Origin of the sequence: Amycolatopsis ruanii, assembly GCF_003385175.1 — a bacterium.
Taxonomy (GTDB): domain Bacteria; phylum Actinomycetota; class Actinomycetes; order Mycobacteriales; family Pseudonocardiaceae; genus Amycolatopsis_E; species Amycolatopsis_E thermalba.
Map to the genome: position 1 here is coordinate 101749 of NZ_PQHY01000006.1, position 20404 is coordinate 122152.

The following is a 20404-nucleotide window of genomic DNA, read 5'->3' on the forward strand; positions in this document are numbered from 1 at the left end:
CTCATTCACCTCGCAGGAAGTCGAGGGCCAGGCGGTTGAACTCGTCGAACTTCTCGACCTGCGCCCAGTGTCCACACCGGCCGAACACGTGCAGCTGCGCGCGCGGGATCGTCTTGAGCGCCACCAGCGCGCCGTCGAGCGGGTTGACGCGGTCCTCGCGGCCCCAGATCAGCAGCACGCGTTGCCGCAGCCGGTAGGCGTCGCGCCAGAGCATGCCCTGTTCGTAGTCGGCGCCGGCGAAGGACGCGCCCATCGCGCGCATCGCGGCCAGCGATTCGGGCGTGCTCGCGTTGGCGTAGCGTTCCTCGATCAGCTCGTCGGTGATCAGCGCCGGGTCGAACACCATGAGCCGCAGGAACGCGGCGAGCTTCTCCTTGCTCGGCCCGGGCGGCGCGGCGAACCGGCCCAGCGCCTTGACCCCCTCGGTCGGGTCCGGCGCGAACAGGTTGGTGCTCAGCCCGCCCGGTCCCATCAGGACGAGTCGCCCGGCCCGGTCCGGGTGGTCCAGCGCGAACCGCACCGCGGTGCCGCCGCCGAGCGAGTTGCCCACCAGGTGCGCCTTGCCCACGCCCAGCGCGTCGAGCAGGCCGGCGACCGCGGCCGAACTGTGCGTGAAGTACTGCGGGTGCTCGGTCGGCTTGTCCGACCTGCCGAACCCGGGCTGGTCGACCGCCAGCACGCGGAAGGACTTGGCGAAGACCGGGATGTTGCGGGAGAAGTTGCTCCACGCCGACGCGCCCGGCCCGCCGCCGTGCAGCAGCACCACGGTTTCGGCGTGCTCGGTGCCGGCTTCGTGGTAGTGCAGCCGCAAGCCCCCGCCGACCTCGGCGTACTTGCCCTCGGTCATGTCACACCATCGCATTCTCGACCGGGACGCCGAACTCGCCGTTGCCGTACATGATGTAGGCGCGTTCGGGGTCGTTGGCGGCGTGCACGCGCCCGGCGTGCGCGTCGCGCCAGAACCGCTGGATCGGCGTGCCCCGCTTGAGCGCGCGGCCGCCGGAGTTCTCGAAGAGCCGGTCCACGGCGGCGATCGCGCGTTCGGTGCCGCGCACCTGGTCCCGCCGCACGCGCAGCCGGGTGGCGAACGGCAGCTTCTCGCCGCGGCAGGCCAGCTGGTACAGCTCGTCGATGTTGCGGGTCAGCTGCAGCCACGCGGCGTCGATCTCGCTGGCCGCCTCGGCGACCCGCACCTTGGCGAACGGGTCCTCCTTGGACTGCTCCCCCAGGTACGCGGCGCGGACGCGGGTGCGCTGGTGCTCCACGTGCGCCTCGTAGGCGCCCTGCGCCATGCCGATGATCGGCGCGGTGATCGTCGACGGGTGCACCGACCCGTACGGGAGCTTGTACAGCGGCCCCGGGTTGATCTTCTGCCCCGGCGTGCGGCACTTCGACGTGGCCTGGAAGCTCAGCGCGCGGTGCGCCGGGATGAACGCGTCGTCGACGATGATGTCGTTGCTGCCGGTGCCACGGAGGCCCACGGTGTCCCAGACGTCCTCGATCGCGTAGTCGCCGATCGGCAGCAGGTAGGTGCAGAAGTCGACCGGCTTGCCCTCGGCGTCGAACGCGGGCGCGCCGAGGAACACCCAGGTCGCGTGGTCGCAGCCGGAGGAGAAGCTCCACCGGCCGGAGAGGCGGTAGCCGCCGTCGGTCACGGTGGCCTTGCCCATCGGCGCGTAGGACGACGAGATGCACACGTCGACGTCCTCGCCCCACACGTCCTGCTGCGCCTGCGGCTCGAACAGCCCGAGGTGCCACGGGTGCACCCCGAGGATCGAGGCGACCCATCCGGTCGAGCCGCACGCGCTCGCCAGCAGCTTCACCGCGGTGTAGAAGGTCACCGGGTCGGCCTCGTAGCCGCCGAAGGTCTTCGGCTGCAGCAGCTTGAAGAACCCGGTCTCCTGCAGCGCCTTGATCGACTCGTCCGGAATGCGCCGCGCGTCCTCGGTCTCCTGGGCCCGCTCCCGCAGGACGGGAAGCAGCTCCCGGACCCCGGCCAGCACCCCGCGACCATCCTGATCGGTCATCCCCACGCCCCGTCCGTCATGTACCTGCGTTGTCGTCGGCAAGACTAGAACACGTTCTCGTTTTTGTCATCACTCCGCCCGCCGAGCTGCGGAAATTCCGGCTCTCCGTCCGGAAAACACACAGTCGGCGAGCGACAGCCCGCTCACGTACGACCTGGAACAGATTCCCACCGCGGACCGGCCGGCGGCGTACAGACCGGTGATGCCCGCGCCGTCGGCGTCCCGCACCTGACCGGTCGACTCGTCGACGACGAGACCGCCGAGCGTGAGCATCGGGCACGGGAAGCCCAGGCTCGGTTTGATGGAGACGTCGATCAGCGAGTACGGCGGCGTGCGGACCGGCCGCACGTACTCGGCCGGTTTGCCCGCGGGGTCCGCGGCCCCGGCCTCGGCGGCCGCGTTGTAGGCCTCGACGGTCGCCCGCAGCCCGTCCGGGTCGACCCCGGCCGTGCGCGCCACCTCGTCCAGGCTGCGCCCGGACACGCGGCCGCGGTGCAGCAGGTAGCGGGCCTGCAACCACTGGAACCACTGGCTCTCCCGCCGGGCGGTGCGGCGTGCCTCGGCGATCGTCTCGGCGTCGGCGAGCAGCCAGCCCTTGCCGTCGTGCTTGCCGATCATCGCCTCGCCGACCGCGGCGCCGTAGCGGGACTCGTCGATGATCCGCCGCCCGGCCGCATCGACCAGGACGCCCTTGAGCATCGCGCTGGGCGGGGTGACGAACCGCCACGCGGAGATCCGGTGCATCTCGCCGGTCGCCGCGCCCACCGCGGCGGCGAGCCCGATGCCGGATCCGTCGTCGGCGATCGTGCCCAGCGTCAGGCCGCCGCGGTAGGCGGGGGCGTGCTCGCGCACCAGCGCCCGGTTGAAGATGAAGCCACCCGCCGAGATCACCACCCCGCGCCGGGCGGTGATCTCCTCCTCCCGCGCGTACCGCCGCTCCAGCCGCTCGATCCGGTGCTGCAGGGCCTTGCGCACGCTGGGCACGTAGATCCCGGGCTTGGCGGCGTAGCGCGCCATGCGGGCGTGGGCGGCGCGGACCCGGGCGGGCGCGTCGCGCAGCGTCTTCACCCGCACGCCGGTCACCACGCCGCCGTCGACGATCAGCGACTCGGCCCGCGTGCCGGGCAGGACCCGCACGCCGCGATCCCGCGCCGCCCGGGCCAGCCGCGCGAACAGCAGCTTCCCCGACGTGCCCGGCCCCTTGGTGCGGTGTCCGCGCGCGGCCGGTTTCGCCAGGTCGCGGAACCCGCCGGCGGACTCGCTGCCCGAGTAGTACAGGTAGTAGTCGTCGTTGGGGTACGACGTCTTGTACGGGCACAGGCTGCCCTCGAACGGCACCCCGTTGCGCTCCAGCCACTCGATCATGGCCGGGCTCTGCTCGCAGAAGCGCCGCAGCGTCTCTTCGGAGACCGCCTCACCGACCTCGAGCCGCAGGTAGTCGTACATCGCGTCGACCGAGTCGTCGACCCCGGCCTCCCGCTGCTGGGCGGTGCCCCCGCCCGCGTAGACGATGCCGCCGCTCAGCGCGGTCGCCCCGCCCCCGTCGAACCGGTCCAGCACGAGCACGTCCGCACCCGCGTCGGCGGCCTCGATCGCCGCACAGGCGCCGGCCGCCCCGAACCCGATCACGATCACATCCGCCGTCTGGTTCACACCCGCTACCCTAGAACTGAAACACGTTCTCGTCTATCGTGACTGACGGGCCGACGAACAGGCGCTGCGCAATGTGGAACGTGTTACAGCGGAGGTGGCATGACCGACGAGTTCGACGTCGTGGTGGCCGGCAGCGTGGCGGCCGGCCTGACCGCCGCCCTCGCGGCCGCCGACGCCGGCCTGTCCGTGGTGGTGGTCGAGAAGGCGGCCAAGTTCGGGGGATCCACGGCCCGATCGGGTGGCGGGGTGTGGATCCCGGGCAACGAGGCGCTGCGCGCGGCCGGAGTCGAGGACACGCCGGAAGCGGCGCGGGCCTACCTGGAGGCCATCGTCGGCGACGTGGTGCCCGCCGAGCTGCGGCAGGCGTTCCTCGACCACGGCCCCGAGGTGGTGTCGTTCGTGCACCGGGTCACGCCGCTGCGCCTGCAGTGGGTGCCCGGCTACTCCGACTACCACCCCGAGGCGCCCGGCGGCCGGGCCGGTGGCCGCTCGGTGGAACCCAAGCCGTTCGACGGCAAGCTGCTCGGCGCCGAACTGGCCAACCTCGAACCGCCCTACAGCGGCGCGCCGCTCGGCGTGCCGATCACCCAGGCGGACTACCGCTGGCTGAGCCTGCTCGCCCGGCACCCGAAGGGGCCGCTGCGGGTCCTGCGCATCGGCGCGCGCTGGCTCGCCGGGCTGGCCCGCGGCAAGCGGCTGCTGTCGATGGGCCAGGCGCTGGCCGCCGGGCTGCGGGCCGGGCTGCTGCGCGCCGGCGTGCCGGTGTGGCTGGAGACTCCGCTGGTCGACCTGGTCACGGAGGACGACCGGGTCACCGGTGTGGTCGTCCGGCGGGACGGGCGGGAGGAGATCGTGCGGGCGCGCCTGGGGGTGGTGCTCGCCGCCGGCGGGTTCGAGCACAACGAGGAAATGCGCGCGAAGTACCAGCGCAGCCCGATCGGCACCGAGTGGACCGTGGGCGCGAAGGCCAACACCGGCGACGGGATCACCGCCGGGCTCAAGCTCGGCGCGTCGGTCGCCCTGATGGACGACGCGTGGTGGGGCCCGACGATCCCGCTGACCGGTGGTCCGTGGTTCGCCCTCGCCGAGCGTTCGCGGCCCGGCTGCATCCTGGTCAACGCCCGTGGTGAGCGGTTCGTCAACGAGTCGGCGCCCTACGTCGAGGCCGTGCACGCGATGTACGGGCCGGGCGACGGGCCCGCCGAGAACATCCCCACCTGGCTGATCTTCGACCAGCGCTACCGCGACCGGTACATGTTCACCGGCGTCGGGCCGCGGCAGAAGCTGCCCGGGCGCTGGTTCCAGGCCGGGATCGTGGCCAAGGCGCCCACCCTGGCGGAGCTGGCCGCCCGCATCGAGGTGCCGACGGCGGCGTTGGAGGCCACCGTCGAGCGGTTCAACGGTTTCGCCCGGCGCGGTGCCGACGAGGACTTCCACCGCGGGCGCAGTGCCTACGACCACTATTACGGCGACCCCCGCCACAAGCCGAACCCCAGCCTCGGCCCGCTCGAGAAGGCCCCGTTCTACGCGGTCAAGATCGTGCCCGGTGACCTGGGCACGAAGGGCGGGCTGCGCACCGACACCCACGCCCGCGTGCTGCGCGCGGACGGGTCGGTGATCCCCGGGTTGTACGCGGCCGGGAACACCAGCGCCGCGGTCATGGGACACACCTACGCCGGGCCCGGCGCCACGATCGGACCGGCCATGGTCTTCGGGTTCCTTGCCTCACGCCACCTGGCCACCCAGAATCGCACTGGAGGTCGATGATGACTGAAGTCCGCACGATCGACGCGGGTGCGCCGCCGGCGCGGTTCGCCCGCGGCTGGCACTGCCTGGGCCTGGCCGAGACGTTCCGCGACGGGAAACCGCACGCCGTCAACGCGTTCGGCACCAAGCTCGTGGTGTTCGCCGGCGAGGACGGCAAGCTCAACGTCCTGGACGCCTACTGCCGCCACATGGGCGGCGACCTGAGCCAGGGCAGCGTCAAGGGCAACGAGGTCGCCTGCCCGTTCCACGACTGGCGCTGGGGCGGCAACGGCAAGTGCGTGTCGATCCCCTACGCCAAACGGGTTCCGCTGCGGGCCCGCACCCGGTCGTGGATCACGCTGGAGGAGAACAAGCAGCTGTTCGTGTGGCACGACCCGCAGGGCAACCCGCCGCCGCCGGACGTCGTGATCCCCCGCATCGACGGCATCTTCAGCGGCGAGTGGAGCAACTGGACCTGGGACTCGGTGCTGATCGAGGGGTCCAACTGCCGCGAGATCATCGACAACATGGTCGACATGGCCCACTTCTTCTACATCCACTACGCGTTCCCGACCTACTTCAAGAACGTGTTCGAGGGCCACATCGCGACGCAGTACCTCAACACCAAGGGCCGCCCGGACGTCGGGATGGCGTCCAACTACGGCGGCGAGGACAACCTGCTGCGCTCGGAGGCGTCCTACTTCGGGCCGTCGTACATGATCAACACGCTGCTGAACACGTACAAGGGCTTCGAGATCGAGAACGTGCTGATCAACTGCCACTACCCGGTGACGCCGACCTCGTTCGTGCTGCAGTGGGGCGTGAGCGTGAAGAAGCTGCCGGGCGTGTCGGACGAGCAGGCGGACAAGATCGCCGGCAAGTTCGCCAAGAGCATCGGTGTCGGGTTCCGGCAGGACGTGGAGATCTGGAAGAACAAGACCCGCATCGACAACCCGCTGCTGTGCGAGGAGGACGGCCCGGTCTACCAGCTGCGCCGCTGGTACGAGCAGTTCTACACCGACGTCGAGGACGTCACCGAGGACATGACGCGGCGGTTCGAGTTCGAGGTGGACACCACCAAGGCCAACGAGGTGTGGGCGCGGGAGGTGGCCGAGAACCTGGCCCGGCAGCAGGAGGCGGGGGTCGCCGGATGACCACCGCCGAGCGCACCGAGTTCCTCGCCGGTGGCCTGCGGCCGCACGCGTGCGCGTCGTGCGGCACGCGGGTGCTGGTGAAGAAGAACAGCGTCAAGCACACCAGCATCCAGTGGACCACCGACGCGGGCAGCTGCCCGGTGTTCGCGCGGGAGGTGGCCGAGGGGCGCACCACCGCGCTGCTGGACACCTGCCCGAAGCTGGTGGACAGCATCGACGGGGCGGTGCGGGACGGGGAGTTCGGGGTTCTCGATGCCGGATAGCTACACGCTGACCGTCGCCGAGGTGATCGCGGAGACGGCCGAGGCGTCGTCGATCGTGTTCGACGTGCCGGAGGAGCACGCCGCGAAGTTCTCCTACCGGCCCGGGCAGTTCCTGACGCTGCGCGCGGGTGAGGCGGCGCGGTGCTATTCGCTGTCCAGCGCGCCGCACGAGGGCGCGCGACTCAAGGTGACGGTGAAGCGCACCGACGGCGGGTACGGGTCGAACTGGTTGTGCGACAACGTCTCCGCCGGGTCCACTGTGGATGTGCTGGCGCCGGCCGGGGTGTTCACGCCCGAATCGCTGGACGCCGACCTGCTGCTGATGGCCGGGGGCAGTGGCATCACGCCGGTGATGTCGATCCTGAAGTCCGCGCTGGCTTCCGGCGGCGGGCGGATCGTGCTGGTGTACGCCAACCGGGACGAGAAGTCGGTGATCTTCGCGTCCGAGCTGGCGGCTCTGGCGCGGGAGCATCCGGAGCGGCTGGTCGTGGTGCACTGGCTGGAGAGCGTGCAGGGGTTGCCGTCGGTGACGCAGCTGCGCGAGCTGGTCCGGCCCTACGCGAAGTTCGACGCGTTCCTGTGCGGGCCCGAGGCGTTCATGACGGCCGGGAAGCAGGCGGTGAAGGACCTCGGGATGCCGCGCCAGCGGATCCACCTGGAGCGGTTCGTGTCGCTGGGCGGCAATCCCTTCGAGGACAGGGCCGAGGCAGCCGCATCGGAAGAGGCCGGCACGACGGCGTTGCAGGTCGACCTGGACGGCGCGCAGCACTCGTTCTCCTGGCCGCGTCAGGAGAAGCTGCTGGACTTCCTGCTGGCCCGCGGTCTGGACGCGCCGTACTCGTGCCGCGAGGGCCAGTGCAGCGCGTGCGCGTGCCGGATCGTGTCCGGTGAGGTGAAGATGCTGCACAACGAGGTCCTGGATTCCGAGGACATCGCCGACGGCATCGTGCTGGCGTGCCAGTCGGTACCGTTGACCGACGAGGTGTCGGTCACCTACGAGTAGGAGTGCCCGCGTTGCCCATCGATCCCGACGTCGCCATCGGTGCCGAGCTCGACGAGCTGACGTTCGCCTGGACGCCGTCCGACGTGCTGCTCTACCACCTGGCGCTGGGCGCGGGCGCCCGGCCGGCCGATCCGCGGGAGCTGCGCTACACCTACGAGCGGGACCTGCGGGTGCTGCCGACGTTCGCGACGGTGGCGGCGAACCTGCGCATCTACGAGCCGCCCGCGGTGTCCTTCCCGGGAATCGAGGTCGACCTGGCGAAGGTGGTGCACGGGACGCAGGCGGTGACCGTGCACCGGCCGATCCCGGTCGAGGGCAAGGCCGTGGCGCGGACGCGGATCGTGGACGTGCTGGACAAGGGCAAGGCGGCGGTGATCGTCAACGAGACGTCGGTGACGTCCACGGACGGTTCACCCCTGTGGACGGCCCGGTCGAGCATCTTCGCGCGGGGCGAGGGCGGGTTCGGCGGCTCGCGCGGCTCGTCTTCGCGCGTGGAACTGCCGGAACGGGAGCCGGACGCGGTGATCGACACGCCGACGCTGCCGCAGCAGGCGCTGATCTACCGGCTGTGTGGTGACCGGAACCCGCTGCACATCGACCCCGAGTTCGCCCGATCGGCGGGGTTCGAGGCACCGATCCTGCACGGGCTGTGCACGTACGGGATCGTCGCCAAGGCGGTCACGGACGCGCTGCTGGACGCCGACGTCACGCGGGTGGAGTCGTTCTCGGCGCGGTTCGCGGGAATCGTGCTGCCCGGGGAGACGCTGCGGACGCGAGTCTGGCGCGCGGACGAGGGCCTGGTGCTGACGACGACGGCGGTGGAACGCGACGCGCCGCTGGGCGCGGACGCGGTGCTGGCGCCTACAGGCCAGTGACCAGCATGTAGGCCATGCCGGCGCCCATCAGGGCGCGGCAGACCTGGCGGACCGCGCGGTGGTCGCGCAGGCTCTCGGTGCGGGCCCAGCGCGCGCCGATGATCCCGGCGCGGACGCTGTCGACCGCGAAGTAGGCGATCCCGGCCAGGGCGAGCACCGGCCAGGCGAGTTCGCCGGGCATCATGGACATCCAGGGCCCGTCGCCGTGGCCGGGCATCGCGGTGATCATGTACAGCATCGCCGCGGCGGAGACCAGGTGGTGCACGGCGCAGCAGCGCCGCCCCCGCAGCGCGGCGACGAAGAACCAGCCCGCCGTGAGGACGAGGATCGCCTGCCACCCGGCCGCCGGAATGGGCCCCCCGAGCGGCGAGACCATCGCGAGCATCGCCAGGACCATCAGCAGTTCGGCGAGGTCCTGCTGGCGGGCGTCGGCGCTGGTGGCGGCCTCCAGGCGCACCAGCCGGACCACGCTGGGCACCGCCAGCATCGCGAACGCCACCGTCAGGCTCCACGCAACCACGGCCGGGATGTGCACGTCCTCAAGTTCGCCCATGAACGTGTGTGTGCGCTAGAGGTCATCGAGGTGAATTCCACACCGCGAGACGGCGCATCCGGTCCGGCCCCGCCCAGTGGAAATCGCCGGTGTTTGGTTGCGTACTGTGATGGGAACCACAGACCGTAGGCGACGTCAGGAAAGGACGAAAGACGATGCCGGCCACCGAACCGATCACCGACAACCCCACCATGCTCGACGACGACACCCCGCCCGAGACGGTCCTCGCCGACGACGAGAGTCACCTCATCCGCGGCTACGACTGAGCCAGCACCAGCCCGCTCGTCGGCACACCGGTACCGGCCGTCACCAGAACGTGCGACACCGAGGACACCTGGTTGCAGGACGTCCCGCGGATCTGGCGGACCCCCTCGGCGATGCCGTTCATCCCGTGGATGTACGCCTCGCCGAGCTGGCCGCCGTGCGGGTTGAGCGGCAGTGAGCCGTCCAGCTCCAGCGCCCCGGACGCGACGAACCCGGGCGCCTCCCCGCGGCCGCAGAACCCCAGCTCCTCCAGCTGCATCAGCACGTACGGCGTGAAGTGGTCGTACAGCACGGCGACATCCATGTCCGCCGGCCCGGCCCCGGCCTGCGCCCACAGCTGCCGCGCGACCACCCCCATCTCGGGCAGTCCCGCCAGCTCGTCCCGGTAGTAGCTGGTCATGATGTACTGGTCCGGCCCGCTGCCCGCCACCGCCGCGGCGATCACCGCGGGCGGGCGGCGCAGGTCCCGGGCCCGCTCGACGCTGGTGATCACCAGCGCGACCCCGCCGTCGGACTCCTGGCAGCAGTCCAGCAGCCGCAGCGGCTCGGCGATCCACCGCGACGCCTGGTGCTCCGCCAGCGTGATCGGCTTGCCGTGGAACCACGCGTCCGGGTTCGTCGCCGCGTGCTTGCGGTCCAGCACCGCCACCCGGCCGAAGTCCTCGGTCGACGCACCGTAGTCGTGCAGGTACCGCTGAGCCACCATCGCGACGGTGGCCGCCGGGGTCGCCAGCCCCATCGGGTAGTGGAACGCGTTGTCCACCCCCGACGAGTTCACCTGCCCGGCCGCCGCGGACGACACCTGCCCGAACCGGTGCCCGGACCGCTCGTTGAACGCCCGGTAGGCCACCACCACGTCGGCCACCCCGGTGGCGACCGCCATCGCCGCCTGCTGCACCGTCGCCGCCGCCGCACCGCCGCCGTAGTGGACGCGGCTGAAGAACGTCAGCTCCGGGATGCCCAGCTCCCGCGCCACCGCGATCTCGGCGTTGCCGTCCATCGTGAACGACACCAGTCCGTCCACATCGGACGGGCGCAGCCCGGCGTCGTCCAGTGCCGCCCGCACGGCCTCGGCCGCCAGCCGCAGCTCGCTGCGCCCCGAGTCCTTGGAGAACTCCGTCGCGCCGATCCCGGCGATCGCCGCCTTGCCCGACAGTGTCATGCCGCCAGCTCCACGGTCACCGTGCCGCTCACGTGCGACCCCAGTCCACCGGTCCCGGTCACCTCGACCACCGCGACCCGCCCGTCCACCGACGCGACCCGCCCGGTGAACACCAGCCGGTCCCCGGCGTAGCAGGGCACCCCCAGCTTGATCTTGATCGAGCGCACCAGCGCGTCCGGCCCCGCCCAGTCGGTGACGAACCGCTGCACCAGGCCGGTGTCGGTGAGGATGTTGAGGAAGATGTCCTTCGACCCGCGCGCGACCGCCTCCGCCCGGTCGTGGTGCACGTCCTGGAAGTCCCGCGTGGCCAGGGCCGTGCTGATCACGAACGTCGGCGTGACGTCGAAGGCCAGTTCGGGCAGCTCGGTTCCGGCGGCGATCATCGCGCCACCCGCCAGGCCGGCAGCGTCAGGTCGTCGTCCACCTTCAGGAACGTCGCGGTCACCGGCAGTCCGATGTGGACCTCCGCGGGATCCGCGCCGACCAGTTCGCCCAGCATCCGCACGCCCTCCTCCAGCTCGACCAGCGCGATCACGAACGGCAGCTGCTTGCCGGGCACGGCCGGCCGGTGGTGCACCACGTAGCTGTAGACGGTGCCGCGCCCGCTCGCCACCACCCAGTCCGGCTTCGCGTCCAGGTCGCCGTCCGGTGGCATCGGCCCGGGCGGGTGCCGCAGCACGTCACCCCAGCGCTGGATCCGCAGCTCACCGGCCTTCGTGCCCGCCCAGAAGAACTCGGTGTCCCGGCTGATCACCGGCCGCAACGCACCCGGTGACGAGGGCGGCGGCGCGAACTTCAGCACCCGGAACAGCATGTCGGCGACCAGCTCGTCGCCGACGTACCAGGACGTGCGGGTGGTGACGAACCAGCCCTCGCCCAGCGCGGTGCGCTTCGGCCCCACCACCGACTCCAGCGCGGTCGAGGCCGACACGTGCTCGCCGACCCGCAGGTAGCGGTGGTAGGTCTGCTCGGAGTTCGTCGCGACCACGGACGTGTACCCGGCCTCGTCGAGCACGGCCATCATCGCGCCCAGCGGGTCGTCCGCGGCGCGCTGCCCGTGCAGGCCGTTCATCGTCCACACCTGGGCCATCGCCGGCGGCGCGATCCCCTCGGCGTACCGGGGGTTGGCGTCGCCGATCGCTTCGACCCAGTTGTTGATCATCGCCTGGTTGACCGGATCGCGCGCCAGGCGCCGGGACGACTCGCCCTGGGCGCGGATCCGGGCCGCGGCCTCCTCGACGCTCATCGCGGCACCCTCGGCAGCTTCAGCCCGGCCATCGCGATCAGTTCCCGCTGGATCTCGTTCACGCCACCCCCGAAGGTCAGCACGATGTTGCGTCGCGCCAGCACGTCCAGCCACTCCACCAGCGCGGCGGTGTCCGGATCGGACAGATCGCCGTGCCGCGCCACGATCCCCTCCATCAGCCGCGCCACGCGCTGGATGCGGTCCGAGCCGAACACCTTGGTCGCCGAGGCGTCCGCGATGTCCAGGTCCGCCGCCGCGACCTGCCAGTTGAGCAGCTCGTTGATCCGCACCACGGCGAGCGTCTCGCCCAGCGCGCGGCGCGCGGCGAGCTCGCCGAGCAGGTCCCGGGCGGCGGCCCAGGCGCGCACCCGGTCGTAGAGCCCGCCGATCCGCCCGGCCGGGCCGAGCATGACCCGCTCGTGGTTGAGCTGCGTGGTGATCAGCTTCCAGCCCTGGTTCTCCTCGCCGACGCGCATCGACACCGGCACCCGGACGTCGGAGTAGTAGGTGGCGTTGACGTGGTGCGCGCCGTCGCAGGTGATGATCGGCGTCCACGAGTAGCCGGGGTCGCTGGTGTCGACGATGAGGATCGAGATGCCCTTGTGCTTGGGCGCGTCCGGATCGGTGCGCACGGCCAGCCAGATGTAGTCGGCGTCGTGGCCGCCGGTGGTGAAGATCTTCTGCCCGTTGACCACATAGGACTCGCCGTCGCGCACCGCGGTGGTGCGCAGGGACGCCAGGTCCGTGCCGGCGCCGGGTTCGGTGTAGCCGATCGCGAAGTGCACCTCGCCGGCGAGGATCTTCGGCAGGAAGAACGCCTTCTGCTCGGGCGTGCCGTACTCCTGCAGGGTCGGCCCGACGGTCTGCAGCGTCACCGACGGCAGCTGCACGTCGGCGCGGGCGGCCTCGTCGGCGAAGAGGTGCTGTTCGAGGTCGCCGAACCCGCCGCCGCCGTACTCCTCGGGCCACCCGGCGCCGAGCCGCCCGTCGCTGCCCATGCGCCGCACGATGCGGCGGTAGACCTCGCCGTGCCGCTCCCGCAGCAGCGCCTGCCGCTCCTCCGGCGTGATCAGCCCGGCGAAGTACTCGCGCAGCTCGTCCCGCAGTTTCCGTTGCGACGCGGTCAGTTCGATGTGCATCAGCCCTCCACCAGGTCGCCGAGCCGGTCCAGCCGCGTGCTCGCGCCGCCGGTGACCACGGCGAGTTCCTTGACCATCCCGTAGTGGCGGTGCAGCGGGTAGGTGATGTCGACGCCCAGGCCGCCGTGCAGGTGGTGGCACGACGCGAGCGCCTTGGGCGCCTCCTCGGCGAGCCAGTACGCGGCCACGGCCAGGTCCTCGTCCGGATCGAGCCCCTCGGCGAGCCGCCACACGGCGGACAACGCGGCCAGGTGCAGCGTGCGGGAGGTGATGTAGACGTCGGCGATCTGCTGGGCGACCGCCTGGAACGTCGCGAGTGGACGGCCGAACTGCTCGCGCCGCCGCACGTGCTCGGTGGTCAGCGCGAGCGCCCCGGCCACGGCGCCGTCGCCGAGCGCGACCGCACCGGCGAGCGCGAACCGGTGCAGGTCGGCCACCGATCCGTCACGCAGCAGGTCCGCCTCCCCCACCCGAACCCCGGACAGGCGCAGCGACGTGCCGTGCACCTGCGCGCCGTCGGCCCGGGGATCGACGAGGAACACGCCGGTGCCCCACGGCAGCGTGGCCGGCACGAGCACGCACCGGGCCTCCGGCAACGACGGCACCAGGGTCTTCGTGCCGGTCAGCGCCCAGCCCCCGTCCGCGGCCACGGCCTCGGTCGACGGCTGCGTGACGAACGGCGCGGACGGTTCGTGCAGCGCGGCGGTGACGACCACCTCGCCGGAGGCGATCTCCGGCAGCCACCGCGCCCGCTGCTCCGGCCCGCCCAGCCGGTTCAGCGGCAGCACCCCGAGCGCGAGGGCCGCGAGCGCGGGCACCTGCGCGCCCGCCCGGCCCACCTCGGTCAGCACCACCGCGACCTCGGCCGGCCCGAGCCCGTCCCCGCCCAGCTCGGGCGGCAGGGCGAGCGCGAGCAGGCCGGCCTTCGCCAGCGCCGGCCACGCGTGCTCGGGATCCCGGGCCAGGACCTCCGCGGTCAGCGCGGCGATCTCGGCCTGGGTCGCGTCCAGGGTGAAGTCCACACCGGCTCCTCGGCAGCAAGACTGAAACCTGTTCTAGTCTTAGCCGAGGAGTGGCGTTCAGGCAAGGGTCGAGGCCGCGTGCAGCAGTTCCGTCATCTCCTCGCGCATCGCGTCGGCCAGCGACCACAGATCTGGAACGAGTTCTCGCGCGGCGAGCAGGCCGATGTCGACCTTGCCCGCGTAGGACAGCACGGTCACGTTCAGCCCGGCGCCGTGGAACACCGGGCCGAGCGGGTAGAACGCGGTGATCCGCGCGCCGACGAAGTACAGCGGCATCGGCGGGCCGGGCACGTTGGAGACGACCAGGTTGTGCACCACCGGGTGCTTGTCGGCCAGCCGCAGCGCGGAGTAGGCCCGGACCGCGAGCCCGAACAGGCCGGACGGGGCGAACTGGGCCCAGTCCTGCAGCATGTCCGCGTCGATCGAGTGGTGGTGCTCCTTGGCCTGGCGGTTGCTCTCCGCGACCGCGTAGACCCGGGCGGCGGCCTCCGGCAGGTGCGTGGGCAGGGTCGCGAAGAACGCGGACACCTTGTTGTTGCTGTCGCCCTCCTGGCTGGTGCGGTCCAGCGTCGACACCGGGACGGTCGCCACCAGCGGGTCCGTGGGCAGCTCGCCGCGCGCCTGGAGGTACCGGCGCAGCGCGCCCGCGCACAACGCCAGGATCACGTCGTTCACCTTCACCCCGAAGGCGTTCTTCACGGTCTTGACGTCGTCCAGCTCGACGGTGCCGTAGGCGATGGCGCGGACGCTGGAGATGGTCGAGTTGAACGAGGTGCGCGGCGCGGTGAACGGCACCGGCATGCCCTGGCGGCGCAGGGCGCGCCCGAGCCAGCGGGGCGCCATCCCGGCCAGGCCGGGCAGCAGCTTCGCCATCTCCACCGGGCGCCGCGCCAGCTCCTGCACGCTGGTGCGGAGCAGCTCGAGGTGCGAGGGCGGCGCGGGGTTGCGCTCGGGCTCGGGCAACGGCGGAAGTTCACCCGGTTCGGGGCCGGCCAGGTAGGCGATCAGGCTCGCGCCGCCGACGCCGTCGACGGTCGCGTGGTGCATCTTGAACATCACCGCGACCCCGTCGTCCGGGAGGCCCTCGATCACGTACAGCTCCCACAGCGGGCGGCCGCGGTTGAGCGGCTGCCCGGCGAAGTGGGCGCACAGCTCGGCCAGCGTCTCGCGATCGCCGGGCGCCGCGGCGGCGACCCGGTGCAGGTGGTGGTCGATGTCGAACGCGTCGTCCTCCACCCACACCGGGTGCAGGAAGTTCAGCGGCGAATTGTGCAGTTTCCGGCGGAACTCCGGGATCGCGGCGATGCGCTCGGCGAGCACGCGCTTGAACTCGGGGAAGCGATATCCGCCCGGTATGGTCGATCCGTCCAGCGTGAGCAGTCCGCACACGTGCAGCACCTGCGAAGACGTTTCCAGGTACAGGAAACTGGCGTCGAGTCCACTCAGCGGTCGCACCTGATAAGGGTAAGCGAGATTGACTACGATCACGGAGTATGCGACCCCGTTTCCTCACCCGCCGGGCGATCCAGCTGGCCCTGACCGCGAACGCGCTCCGCCCGGTGCCGGGGGTGCGGGCCTCGGTGCCCGCGTTCTTCGCCGGGTGGCTGACCGGGGAACTGGCGCCGCACCTGCTCGCGCTGACCGCGGCCGACACGGCGGCGCACCTGGCGCGGCACGGTGCGCGGTCGGTGCCGGACCGGGTCGGGCTCGGCCTGGCCGCGGCCTCGGCCGCCGGGCTGGGGTCGCTGATCGTCACCTCGCAGCGGGCCCGGGGCGCGGTGGAGGACGCGCTGGCCGAGGCGCTCGGGCCGGAGTACGTGGCGGACCTGTCGCGGCCGCCGGACGCGAAGGACCTGGCGACGCCGTGGGGCCAACTGGTGCTGCCGTTCCGGATGCGCAACCCGGACGTGCGGCGGGACCGCAACCTGGCGTACGCGCCGGGCGGCAAGCGGTTCCTGATGGACATCTACCGGCCGCGGGAGCCGGTCGAGGGGCGGCCGGTGCTGCTGCAGATCCACGGTGGCGCGTGGATGATCGACAGCAAGGACCACCAGGGCATCCCGCTGATGCTGCACATGGCGCAGCGCGGGTGGGTGTGCGTGGCGGTGAACTACCCGCTGTCGCCGAAGGCGCACTGGCCGGACCACATCGTCGGGGTGAAGCGAGCGGTGGCGTGGATCCGGGAGCACATCCATGAGTACGGCGGTGACCCGTCGTTCCTGGCCGCGACGGGTGGTTCGGCGGGCGGTCACCTGGCGGCGCTGCTGGCGCTGACCCCGAACGACGCCGGCCTGCAGCCGGGTTTCGCCGAGGCGGACACGTCGGTGCAGGCGTGCGCCCCGCACTACGGCGTGTACGACTTCGCCGCGACGAGCGGTTCGCCGGCGAGCAAGCAGCGGCTGCACGGGCTGCTGGCGAGGTACGTGGTGGGCAAGGACCCGGTGCGGTTCCTGGACGACTACATCGCCGCGTCGCCGCTGGACCGGATCACCGAGAAGGCGCCGCCGTTCTTCGTGATCCACGGCGCGCACGATTCGCTGGTGCCGGTCCGGGAGGCGCACGAGTTCGTCCGCCGCCTGCGGGAGACGTCCGAGCAGCCGGTGGCGTACGCGGAGCTGCCGGGGGCGCAGCACGCGTTCGACGTGTTCCCGTCGATCCGGTCGGCGCACGTGGTGCGCGGGGTGGAGCGCTTCCTGGAGTGGACGTACCTGCGCTGGCTGCGCGACCAGCGGGGCTAGCCGGCGAGGCCGAACGGGTTGTCCACCACGTAGCGCCACCGCCCGTCGCCGCCGCGGCGGGTGATGTCGGTGGCGGTCCCGTCGATGCGCACCGGGCGGCCTTCGCGGTCGGTGCCGTCGATCACCCAGTCCACGATCAGGAGGGCGATCTCCCCGGTGGCGTAGACCTGCCGCGGCCGGACCGTGATCGGCACGCCGAGGGCCTGGAACCGGGCGTTGGCGGCATGCGCGTCGGCGCCGGTCAGCGGCGAGCCCGGCGAGGCGACGAACACGGCGCCGGGTTCGTACAGCTCGGCGATCGCGGCGGGGTCACCGGTGTTGAACCGCTCGGCGAACACGGCGGGCACGTCTTCCGGGCGATCAGCGAGAGGGCGTGGCATGGTGGACCATCCTTTCGGTTGACGACGCCCGCGAACGCTAGGAGACCGCCCCGTGACTCACCAAACGGTTAGCCGCCCGGGCCTGCCCGCGGATCCGCTCGCGGAAGTGGGCGCACCGACGCCGTCCTGCCCGGTGGAGATGACCCTGGATGTCCTGCGCGGCCGCTGGACGACCCTGGTGATCCGCGAGCTGCTGCGCGGTGAGCTCGGGTTCAGCGAACTGCGGGAGCGGCTGCCCGCGCTGTCGGACAAGGTCCTGTCCGAGCGGCTGGCGCACCTCACGAGCAGCGGGGTCGTGGAACGGCATCGCGAGCGCGGCCGGCCGCCCCGGACCCGGTACCGGCTCAGCCCCGACGGGGAGCGCCTGGGGCCGGTGCTGCAAGCGCTGTGGGACTGGGGCGTGGACCGGGCAACCCCAGGTTGATCACCCGCTCCAGGTGGACGCGCGTCGCGATGGGTGCCTTCATCACGGTGCCGAGAGCCCCGGCCGCGGCCCCTGCGCGCGCTCATCCCGGCTTCCCCAGGCGGACGAGCTCCGTCAGCTCCTCGTCGCTCAGCTCCGTGATCCAGTCCTCCCCCGCGCCGATCACGCGTTCGGCCAGGCCGCGCTTCTCCGCGAGCACCCCGGCGATCCGCTCCTCCAGCGTGCCCTCCGCGATGAGCCGGTGGACCTGCACCGGCCGGTCCTGCCCGATCCGGTACGCCCGGTCGGTCGCCTGGTCCTCCACCGCCGGGTTCCACCACCGGTCGTAGTGGATGACGTGCGTCGCGCGGGTCAGGTTCAGCCCGACCCCGCCCGCCTTGAGCGACAGCAGGAACACCGGCACGTCACCGCGCTGGAACCGCGCCACCATCTCCTCCCGCTGCCGCACCGAGTCGGCACCGGAGAGCAGCTGCACCGGCAGCCCCCGTTCGGTCAGCCGCGCCTCCAGCAGCCGGCACAGCCGCACGTACTGGCTGAACACCAGCACGCTCTCGCCCTCGTCGAGGATCACGTCCAGCAGCTCCTCGAACGCGGCGAGCTTGCCCGACCGCCCGGCGACCGGCCCGCTGTCCGCGAGGTACTGCGCCGGGTGGTTGCAGATCTGCTTCAGCTCGGTCAGCAGCTTGAGCACCTGCCCGCGCCGCTGCACGCCCCGCGACTCGCGGATCACCGCCAGGTTCTCCCGCACCACCGCCTCGTACAGGGTGGCCTGCTCGGTGGTCAGCGGCACGTACCGGTCGGTCTCGGTCTTGCGCGGCAGCTCCGGCGCGATGTCCGGGTCGGTCTTGCGGCGCCGCAACAGGAACGGCCGCACCGTCGCGGCCAGGCGTTCGGCACCGCGGGCGTCGCGGTCGCGCTCGACCGGGCGCGCGATCGTGCGGCGGAAGTGCTCCAGCGTGCCGAGCAGCCCCGGCGTCGTCCAGTCCAGAATGGACCACAGTTCGGTGAGCCGGTTCTCCATCGGCGTGCCGGTCAACGCGACGCGCGCCGCGGCCGGGATCCTGCGGAGTTCCTTCGCCGTCACCGAAAGCGGGTTCTTGACGTGCTGCGCCTCGTCGGCCGCGACCAGCCCCCAGTCCACTTCGGACAGCGTCGCCCGGTCGCGGCGCAGCACACCGTAGGTGGCGAGGACGACCTCGTCGGGCGCCAGGTCGTCCAGGTGCCGCCGCCCGCCGTGGAACCGCCGCACCGGGACCTTCGGCGCGAACCGGGCGAACTCACGCTCCCAGTTGCCCAGCAGCGACGTCGGGCACAGCACCAGCGTCGGCCCCGACGGGCGGCGGTGCAGGTGCAGGGCGATGAGCTGGATCGTCTTGCCCAGGCCCATGTCGTCGGCGAGAACACCGCCGAGGCCCAGCTCGGTCATCCGGACCAGCCACGACAGCCCGGTCCGCTGGTACGGCCGCAGCGTGGCCTGCAACGCCGGATCCGGCTCGACCGGCCCGGCCGGGGCACGCAACCGGTGCACGAGACGGTCGAGCGCGGGCGGGGCGGCGAAGTCCAGCTCCTCGTCGTCGAGCCGCAGCTCGCCGGTCAGGGCCGCGGCCAGCGCCTGCGCGCCGGTGACAGCCGGGCGCGCGCGACGCAGGCGTGCCAGCAGGTGGGAGTCGGCGCGCACCCACTGCCCGCGCAGGCGCACCAGCGGGCGCTTGGCCTCGGCGAGCGCGGTGACCTCGGCCTCGCTGAGGGTTCCGCCGCCCAGGCTGAGCTGCCAGCGGAACCGCAGCAGGTCGGTCAGCCGGAACACGGCCCCGCCCTCGCTGCCCGGCGACGGCGTCACGCTCGCCTTGGCCCGCAGCGGTTCGCCGAACACGCCGCGCGGCCACAGCACCTCGACACCGGCGGCCGCCAGGGCGTCGCGGCCACCGTCGAGCAGCTCGACGACCTCGGTGTCGTCCAGGGTCAGCTCGCTGGGCGGGGCGGCGTCGAGCACGCGGCCCAGCGGAGCCCACGCGCGGGCGCCGCGCCGCAGCCCGATGAGCAGCTGCGCCTCTACCTGCTCACCGAAGCGGGACAACACGGCCTCCGGCGCGTCCCACAGCGCGGCCGCGTCCACGACCAGGCTGGGGTCGGCGCGGCTGCGCACGGCGAGGACGCCGGTGAACGCGAAGTCGTCGCCGGTCTCACGCACCTCGACGCGGAGCTGGATCTGCGCGCCGAGCGCGGGCCCGTCGGTGACCACGCGGGCCGCGGGGGTGCGGCCGAGCACGTCGGCGGTGGCGTCCCAGAGCGCGCGGACGAGCGTTTCGGGCGAGTGCAGGCGGATGCGCTTGAGGCCGGACAGCGGGAGGGCGTGCGCCTCGGGCGGCAGGGCGGCGGCCAGGTCACGCAGCAGGTCCTCGTCGGCGGTGTCGAGCGGCCCGGCGCGCCAGCTGTCCACACCGGACGGACGCCGGAGCCGGCCGCGGGCGACGAGGTTCAGGCCCGCGGCGACCGCCGCCGACCACGCCCGCACCGAAGGGCTTCCGTCGCTGACGGCGAGCAGGCGCGGGATGGCGCCGGCGAGCGGGAGGACGTGCGCGTCGACCCTGGTGCGGCGGAAGGACTTGCCGGCGCCGGCGGGCAGCACGAGTTCGACCGGTACCGGCCCCGGCTCGTCACCCCAGACGGCGAGCACACCGTCCCGGGGCGGGTCCGAGGGCACGAAGATCGCCCTGGTCGTCTCGGTCCATTCCACGGTGATCACCATAGGCGG

General features: G+C 72.3%; 19 protein-coding genes. 7 read left to right on the forward strand and 12 right to left on the reverse strand.

All coding sequences use genetic code 11. The annotated features are described in order from the left end of the window. Window position 1 precedes the first annotated feature (1 nt). The 3 genes from hsaD to D0D28_RS05185 all read right to left on the reverse strand — a co-directional run bounded on the left by hsaD (window position 2) and on the right by D0D28_RS05185 (window position 3680). Complete coding sequence (gene hsaD, locus D0D28_RS05175; protein WP_094008245.1) at window positions 2–847, reverse strand: 4,5:9,10-diseco-3-hydroxy-5,9,17-trioxoandrosta-1(10),2-diene-4-oate hydrolase; 846 nt, start codon at window positions 845–847, stop codon at window positions 2–4. A 1-nt stretch (window position 848) separates the two neighbouring features. Next, window positions 849–2027: a 3-hydroxy-9,10-secoandrosta-1,3,5(10)-triene-9,17-dione monooxygenase oxygenase subunit gene (gene hsaA, locus D0D28_RS05180; protein ID WP_116109909.1), complete on the reverse strand. Its 1179-nt coding sequence runs from the start codon at window positions 2025–2027 to the stop codon at window positions 849–851. 69 nt (window positions 2028–2096) lie between these two features. Further along, window positions 2097–3680 carry an FAD-binding protein gene (locus tag D0D28_RS05185; RefSeq protein ID WP_116109910.1) on the reverse strand — a complete coding sequence of 528 codons (1584 nt, stop codon included), beginning with the start codon at window positions 3678–3680 and terminating at the stop codon, window positions 2097–2099. Window positions 3681–3779: 99 nt separating this feature from the next. On the opposite strand from D0D28_RS05185, the gene kstD reads away from it, so the two are divergent. From kstD to D0D28_RS05210, 5 genes are read left to right on the forward strand one after another with little or no spacing between them, the layout of a single operon-like run. Further along, the gene (gene kstD, locus D0D28_RS05190) at window positions 3780–5447 is read left to right on the forward strand and encodes a 3-oxosteroid 1-dehydrogenase (protein WP_116109911.1); all 1668 of its coding nucleotides are present in this window, start codon (window positions 3780–3782) and stop codon (window positions 5445–5447) included. After that, on the forward strand, window positions 5444–6580 hold the full coding sequence (locus D0D28_RS05195; RefSeq protein WP_429727870.1) for a Rieske 2Fe-2S domain-containing protein: 1137 nt from the start codon (window positions 5444–5446) through the stop codon (window positions 6578–6580). The genes kstD and D0D28_RS05195 overlap by 4 nt, the downstream gene beginning before the upstream one ends. Further along, window positions 6577–6843, forward strand: coding sequence for a hypothetical protein (locus D0D28_RS05200; RefSeq protein WP_094008250.1), 267 nt, complete (start codon window positions 6577–6579; stop codon window positions 6841–6843). The genes D0D28_RS05195 and D0D28_RS05200 overlap by 4 nt, the downstream gene beginning before the upstream one ends. Continuing rightward, window positions 6833–7846, forward strand: coding sequence for a ferredoxin--NADP reductase (locus tag D0D28_RS05205; RefSeq protein WP_116109913.1), 1014 nt, complete (start codon window positions 6833–6835; stop codon window positions 7844–7846). Before D0D28_RS05200 ends, D0D28_RS05205 begins: the two co-directional genes overlap by 11 nt. A gap of 11 nt (window positions 7847–7857) precedes the next feature. Then, window positions 7858–8721 (forward strand): MaoC/PaaZ C-terminal domain-containing protein, encoded by an 864-nt coding sequence (locus tag D0D28_RS05210; protein WP_116109949.1) that lies wholly within the window; start codon window positions 7858–7860, stop codon window positions 8719–8721. On the opposite strand, the gene D0D28_RS05215 is transcribed toward D0D28_RS05210, so the two are convergent. The 7 genes from D0D28_RS05215 to D0D28_RS05245 form a co-directional block, all read right to left on the reverse strand. Further along, complete coding sequence (locus tag D0D28_RS05215; protein WP_094008252.1) at window positions 8708–9274, reverse strand: DUF5134 domain-containing protein; 567 nt, start codon at window positions 9272–9274, stop codon at window positions 8708–8710. The genes D0D28_RS05210 and D0D28_RS05215 overlap by 14 nt on opposite strands. Window positions 9275–9530: 256 nt before the next feature. Beyond that, window positions 9531–10700 (reverse strand): lipid-transfer protein, encoded by a 1170-nt coding sequence (locus D0D28_RS05220; RefSeq protein WP_116109914.1) that lies wholly within the window; start codon window positions 10698–10700, stop codon window positions 9531–9533. Beyond that, entirely contained in the window at window positions 10697–11083 is a 387-nt protein-coding gene (locus D0D28_RS05225) for a MaoC family dehydratase (protein ID WP_116109915.1), read from the reverse strand. The genes D0D28_RS05220 and D0D28_RS05225 overlap by 4 nt, the downstream gene beginning before the upstream one ends. Further along, the gene (locus D0D28_RS05230) at window positions 11080–11946 is read right to left on the reverse strand and encodes a bifunctional MaoC family dehydratase N-terminal/OB-fold nucleic acid binding domain-containing protein (RefSeq protein ID WP_116109916.1); all 867 of its coding nucleotides are present in this window, start codon (window positions 11944–11946) and stop codon (window positions 11080–11082) included. Before D0D28_RS05230 ends, D0D28_RS05225 begins: the two co-directional genes overlap by 4 nt. Next, complete coding sequence (locus tag D0D28_RS05235; RefSeq protein WP_116109917.1) at window positions 11943–13085, reverse strand: acyl-CoA dehydrogenase family protein; 1143 nt, start codon at window positions 13083–13085, stop codon at window positions 11943–11945. The genes D0D28_RS05230 and D0D28_RS05235 overlap by 4 nt, the downstream gene beginning before the upstream one ends. After that, entirely contained in the window at window positions 13085–14107 is a 1023-nt protein-coding gene (locus tag D0D28_RS05240) for an acyl-CoA dehydrogenase family protein (RefSeq protein WP_116109918.1), read from the reverse strand. Before D0D28_RS05240 ends, D0D28_RS05235 begins: the two co-directional genes overlap by 1 nt. A gap of 57 nt (window positions 14108–14164) precedes the next feature. Next, window positions 14165–15562 (reverse strand): WS/DGAT/MGAT family O-acyltransferase, encoded by a 1398-nt coding sequence (locus D0D28_RS05245; RefSeq protein WP_116109919.1) that lies wholly within the window; start codon window positions 15560–15562, stop codon window positions 14165–14167. Between the two features lie 38 nt (window positions 15563–15600). Here D0D28_RS05245 and D0D28_RS05250 point away from each other — a divergent pair, with 38 nt between their 5' ends. Further along, entirely contained in the window at window positions 15601–16845 is a 1245-nt protein-coding gene (locus D0D28_RS05250) for an alpha/beta hydrolase (protein WP_116109920.1), read from the forward strand. Here the strand turns inward: D0D28_RS05250 and D0D28_RS05255 are convergent. After that, window positions 16842–17225, reverse strand: a complete 384-nt coding sequence (locus tag D0D28_RS05255) for a YybH family protein (protein ID WP_116109921.1) — start codon at window positions 17223–17225, stop codon at window positions 16842–16844. The two genes, D0D28_RS05250 and D0D28_RS05255, sit on opposite strands and share 4 nt — an antisense overlap. A gap of 106 nt (window positions 17226–17331) precedes the next feature. Here D0D28_RS05255 and D0D28_RS05260 point away from each other — a divergent pair, with 106 nt between their 5' ends. Further along, window positions 17332–17649, forward strand: coding sequence for a winged helix-turn-helix transcriptional regulator (locus D0D28_RS05260; RefSeq protein WP_233157481.1), 318 nt, complete (start codon window positions 17332–17334; stop codon window positions 17647–17649). Between the two features lie 82 nt (window positions 17650–17731). Here the strand turns inward: D0D28_RS05260 and D0D28_RS05265 are convergent, their stop codons facing one another. Then, entirely contained in the window at window positions 17732–20395 is a 2664-nt protein-coding gene (locus tag D0D28_RS05265; RefSeq protein WP_116109950.1) for a DEAD/DEAH box helicase, read from the reverse strand. Window positions 20396–20404: the final 9 nt, after the last annotated feature.

Bases quoted from the DNA above. Each gene is read 5' to 3' on its own strand.
- D0D28_RS05255 (WP_116109921.1), bottom strand. From the start codon at position 17,225: ATGCCACGCCCTCTCGCTGATCGCCCGGAAGACGTGCCCGCCGTGTTC.
- D0D28_RS05215 (WP_094008252.1), bottom strand. From the start codon at position 9,274: ATGGGCGAACTTGAGGACGTGCACATCCCGGCCGTGGTTGCGTGGAGC.
- D0D28_RS05225 (WP_116109915.1), bottom strand. From the start codon at position 11,083: ATGATCGCCGCCGGAACCGAGCTGCCCGAACTGGCCTTCGACGTCACG.
- D0D28_RS05205 (WP_116109913.1), top strand. From the start codon at position 6,833: ATGCCGGATAGCTACACGCTGACCGTCGCCGAGGTGATCGCGGAGACG.
- hsaA (WP_116109909.1), bottom strand. From the start codon at position 2,027: ATGACCGATCAGGATGGTCGCGGGGTGCTGGCCGGGGTCCGGGAGCTG.
- D0D28_RS05220 (WP_116109914.1), bottom strand. From the start codon at position 10,700: ATGACACTGTCGGGCAAGGCGGCGATCGCCGGGATCGGCGCGACGGAG.
- D0D28_RS05230 (WP_116109916.1), bottom strand. From the start codon at position 11,946: ATGAGCGTCGAGGAGGCCGCGGCCCGGATCCGCGCCCAGGGCGAGTCG.
- D0D28_RS05195 (WP_429727870.1), top strand. From the start codon at position 5,444: ATGATGACTGAAGTCCGCACGATCGACGCGGGTGCGCCGCCGGCGCGG.
- kstD (WP_116109911.1), top strand. From the start codon at position 3,780: ATGACCGACGAGTTCGACGTCGTGGTGGCCGGCAGCGTGGCGGCCGGC.
- hsaD (WP_094008245.1), bottom strand. From the start codon at position 847: ATGACCGAGGGCAAGTACGCCGAGGTCGGCGGGGGCTTGCGGCTGCAC.
- D0D28_RS05250 (WP_116109920.1), top strand. From the start codon at position 15,601: ATGCGACCCCGTTTCCTCACCCGCCGGGCGATCCAGCTGGCCCTGACC.
- D0D28_RS05235 (WP_116109917.1), bottom strand. From the start codon at position 13,085: ATGCACATCGAACTGACCGCGTCGCAACGGAAACTGCGGGACGAGCTG.
- D0D28_RS05200 (WP_094008250.1), top strand. From the start codon at position 6,577: ATGACCACCGCCGAGCGCACCGAGTTCCTCGCCGGTGGCCTGCGGCCG.